This is a genomic window from Psychromonas sp. (genome assembly GCF_983033635.1).
The window spans coordinates 5,981-10,299 of record NZ_CEZLMY010000016.1; the positions used below are offsets into that span (position 1 = coordinate 5,981).

Consider the following 4,319-nt stretch of genomic DNA (forward strand, 5'->3'; position numbering starts at 1 on the left):
ACTGTATTCCAGCTGCCTGTAGAAGCGCAGGCTTCGACTAAAGGCTACACGCTGGCGCAAAAAATGGTTGGTAAAGCATGCGGCGCAGCAGGCGTTCGTGCCGGTCAATACTGTGAGCCGAAAATGACAACGGTTGGTTCGCAAGATACAACTGGTCCGATGACGCGTGATGAACTGAAAGATTTAGCCTGTTTAGGTTTCTCTGCTGATTTAGTAATGCAGTCTTTTTGTCATACGGGTGCATACCCTAAACCGATTGATGTTATTACCCATCACACCTTACCTGACTTTATTATGAACCGTGGTGGAGTTTCTCTTCGCCCGGGGGATGGCATAATCCACTCTTGGTTAAATCGTATGTTAGTACCTGATACGGTAGGTACAGGTGGTGATTCTCATACACGTTTCCCAATTGGTATCTCTTTCCCTGCGGGATCAGGTTTAGTTGCATTTGCAGCTGCAACGGGTGTAATGCCACTTGATATGCCTGAGTCAGTATTAGTTCGCTTTAAAGGTGAATTGCAACCTGGTATCACACTGCGTGATTTAGTTAATGCGATTCCACATCAAGCGATTAAAGACGGACACCTAACAGTTGAAAAAGCGGGCAAGGTAAATATTTTCTCCGGTCGCGTGCTTGAAATTGAAGGTCTGCCAACACTTAAAGTGGAGCAAGCATTTGAGTTATCAGACTCATCTGCAGAGCGCAGTGCCGCAGGTTGTTCAATTAAGCTTGATAAAGAGCCAATTATTGAATACTTGAATTCGAATATTGTGATGCTTAAATGGATGATCGCTGAAGGTTATGGTGATGTTCGTACAATCACCCGTCGTATCGAAGAGATGGAAGCCTGGCTGGCTAATCCAGAGTTAATGGAAGCGGATAAAGATGCTGAATATGCTGCAATTATTGAAATTGATTTAAATGAAGTAAAAGAGCCAATTGTTGCTTGTCCAAATGATCCTGATGATGTAAAACTGTTGTCAGAAGTAGCGGGTCAAAAAATAGATGAAGTCTTTATCGGTTCATGTATGACAAATATCGGTCATTTCCGTGCAGCAGGTAATCTGTTGGATAAATATAACGGTCAATTACCTACGCGTTTATGGGTTTCTCCGCCAACTAAAATGGATGCAAGCCAACTTTCTGATGAAGGTTATTACAGTATTTTTGGCAGAGTCGGTGCACGTACTGAGATGCCGGGCTGCTCACTATGCATGGGTAACCAAGCGCGTGTAGGTGATAATACAACTGTTGTTTCCACTTCAACACGTAATTTCCCGAACCGTTTAGGTAATAATGCAAATGTATATTTAAGCTCGGCAGAGTTAGCTGCGGTTGCGGCGATTGAAGGTAAATTGCCAACTGTTGCAGAATATATGAAATATGCTAAATCATTAGATGCCGTAGCAGCTGAAACTTACCGTTATTTAAATTTTGATCAAATCAAAAATTACACAGATAAAGCTGATACAATCATCTCAATTAAAGAGGCATAACACACTGCATCAATAAGATAAGTGTCATCTGTTTTATAAAAAACTGTTCTCATTTGAGAGCAGTTTTTTTTACGTAAGTGATTGATCTGTTTTATCCTAAAGCAAAAATATTTTACAAAAAGGTAACAAAACTTGAATTAGCTTGTTTTTTCACCTAATTTTGATAAAGTACATAGTAATGATAAAAAAAAGAGGCTGACTAGCAGCCCGATAAATTAGTAATAGTAACGCTATTACTTTAATCTGAATCTAATAAATGGGTGCTATTATGTTAGAAAAAAGTTTAGTTGTGGGTGAATACCACATAGATACCAGTCAAAATAGTTTAATTCATGGAAGCCGTAAGGTTTACTTAGGCCCTTTACGTACATCACTGCTACATTTTTTATGTAAAAATGTAAATACAGTGGTAACGCGTGAAGATCTTGCTCAACATGTATGGGGTCGTTTAGTGACTGACCATACTATCAATCAGCATATCTCTCAGCTTCGCAAAAGTATCGGTACATTGAGCCTGCACGGTTTAAATATCTCTACTATTCCTAAGCGTGGTTATATTGCTCGTATGGAAGGTGTTGGTATCTCAACTGAGAATCAAGTATCTCCAATTACGCAAGGTGAAAGCTCAGTTAACGCAATCAGTAATATGAAAGTATTAATTGTTGAAGCGGAAGCTGCTGAACGTATTCAACTAATAGAGCAATTGGAAAGCGTTGAAGTTGCATATGTTGAAGGTGTAGCAACAACAATTGAAGCTGAGCGCTCTGTTGCCCTGCAAGATTTTGACCTTGTTATCATTGATTCATTACTTGCAGAAAATGCAGGCATTGAATTAATCAAACGTATCCGTACAGGTCAAACTTCAGCTTCAGCTGATATCTGCATCTTAAGCGCACACTTTGATGTTCAACGTGAATTGTTAGGTCTAAACAGTTTATTGGATGTTCAAGGTTTATTATTAAAACCATTTGAAGTAAACCGTTTAAAACAGATGCTAATGGTTGCAAGCAAATCAAATGTAGTTTTAAAACCACAAGCAGCATATGAGCTTGTGCCTACAGATGTCTTAAATATCGCAGAGCAAAAGAAAGCAATTAACGAATAAGCTATTTATTGCCCCATTTTTTGGGGAAATATCTTGCAATAAAGGCTCTAGTGGAAACGCTAGCGCCTTTTTTTATTTGGCGAACGCTATTTTTTCTCCTTTATTTTTATAAATATTCTTTAAATCACTTCACTAAGGCATGGCGAGTTATCATATTAAATGAGATTTATTTACCCTAACTTATTAATAATAAAGCTCAGTAGTTCATGGGGTTAGCTGTAAAAGTATTCTATTAATCGCTTTTATTAAGAAAGTGTTTATGTTGGAAATTGTCAGTTTCTATTTTTTGCATCGGATTAAATAATAAAGATATTGATATGCACGATTAATGTTTGCTAAAATCCTTTCTCAATTCGCTAGAGATATGTGATTCTGATGGGAAATAATGTAGTAATTCTTGGCACTCAATGGGGTGACGAAGGTAAAGGTAAGGTTGTAGACCTACTTACAGACAAAGCGCAATGGGTAGTTCGCTATCAAGGTGGACACAATGCGGGTCATACACTTGTAATTGATGGAGAGGTAACAGTTCTTCATCTGATTCCATCAGGCATCCTGCGTGAAAACGTAAAATGTGTTATCGGTAATGGCGTGGTGTTAGCACCTGACGCGTTACTGAAAGAGCTTAAAATGCTTGAAGAGCGTGGTGTACCTGCTAAAGAACGCCTTTCAATCAGTGAAGGTTGTCCTCTAATTCTTCCGTACCATGTCGCACTTGATGTTGCTCGTGAAAAAGCGCGTGGCAATAAAGCTATCGGTACAACTGGTCGTGGTATCGGTCCGGCATACGAAGATAAAGTTGCTCGTCGTGGTTTACGTGTTGATGACTTATTCAACATGGAAACATTTGCTGTAAAACTTAAAGAAGTTATCGAATATCATAACTTCCAATTAGTTAACTACTACAAAGTTGAAGCGGTTAGCTATGAAGAAGTACTGAAGCAGATGCAAGATGTTGCCGATCTGCTTAAAGGTATGGTTATTGATGTAACAGATGAACTGGATAAAGCCCGTTTACGTGGTGAAAATATCTTGTTTGAAGGCGCACAAGGTACGCTACTTGATATCGACCATGGTACATACCCGTATGTAACCTCTTCAAATACAACTGCAGGTGGCGTAGCTACTGGTAGTGGTTTTGGTCCTACACATCTTGATTACGTGTTAGGTATCGTTAAAGCTTACACAACACGTGTTGGCTCGGGTCCTTTCCCAACTGAATTATACGATGGTATCGATAAATTAGATCCAGCGGGTAAACATCTTGGTACTGTAGGCCATGAATTTGGTGCTACAACAGGTCGCTTACGTCGTACTGGTTGGTTTGATGCTGTTGCAATTAAACGTGCCGTACAGCTAAACAGCATTACAGGTTTCTGCTTGACTAAACTAGATGTTTTAGACGGTTTAGAAGAGATCAAAATCTGTACTGCTTACAAAATGCCTGGTGATAAATTAGTAGATGTTCCACCAATGTCTGCCGATGGTTATGAACTTGCTGTTCCAGTTTATGAAACTATGCCAGGTTGGAGTGAAAGCTCATTTGGCGTAACATCGTTTGATGCATTACCTGAAAATGCTAAAGCATATATAAAACGCTTAGAAGAAGTGACTGGCGTGCCAATGGATATTATTTCTACTGGTCCAGATCGCAATGAAACAATGATTCAGGTTAACCCGTTTAACTAATCATTTGCGAAGCTAATCATTACTA

At 39.2% G+C, this 4,319-nt stretch carries 3 protein-coding genes; all 3 read left to right on the forward strand.

The annotated features are described in order from the left end of the window. On the forward strand, window positions 1-1,500 hold a 1,500-nt coding region (locus AC4GME_RS03790; protein ID WP_490378917.1), incomplete at its 5' end, for a bifunctional aconitate hydratase 2/2-methylisocitrate dehydratase. 268 nt (window positions 1,501-1,768) lie between these two features. Beyond that, window positions 1,769-2,605 carry a winged helix-turn-helix domain-containing protein gene (locus tag AC4GME_RS03795; RefSeq protein ID WP_490378703.1) on the forward strand — a complete coding sequence of 279 codons (837 nt, stop codon included), beginning with the start codon at window positions 1,769-1,771 and terminating at the stop codon, window positions 2,603-2,605. Window positions 2,606-2,980: 375 nt separating this feature from the next. Continuing rightward, window positions 2,981-4,294: an adenylosuccinate synthase gene (locus AC4GME_RS03800; protein WP_490378702.1), complete on the forward strand. Its 1,314-nt coding sequence runs from the start codon at window positions 2,981-2,983 to the stop codon at window positions 4,292-4,294. Window positions 4,295-4,319 lie beyond the last annotated feature (25 nt).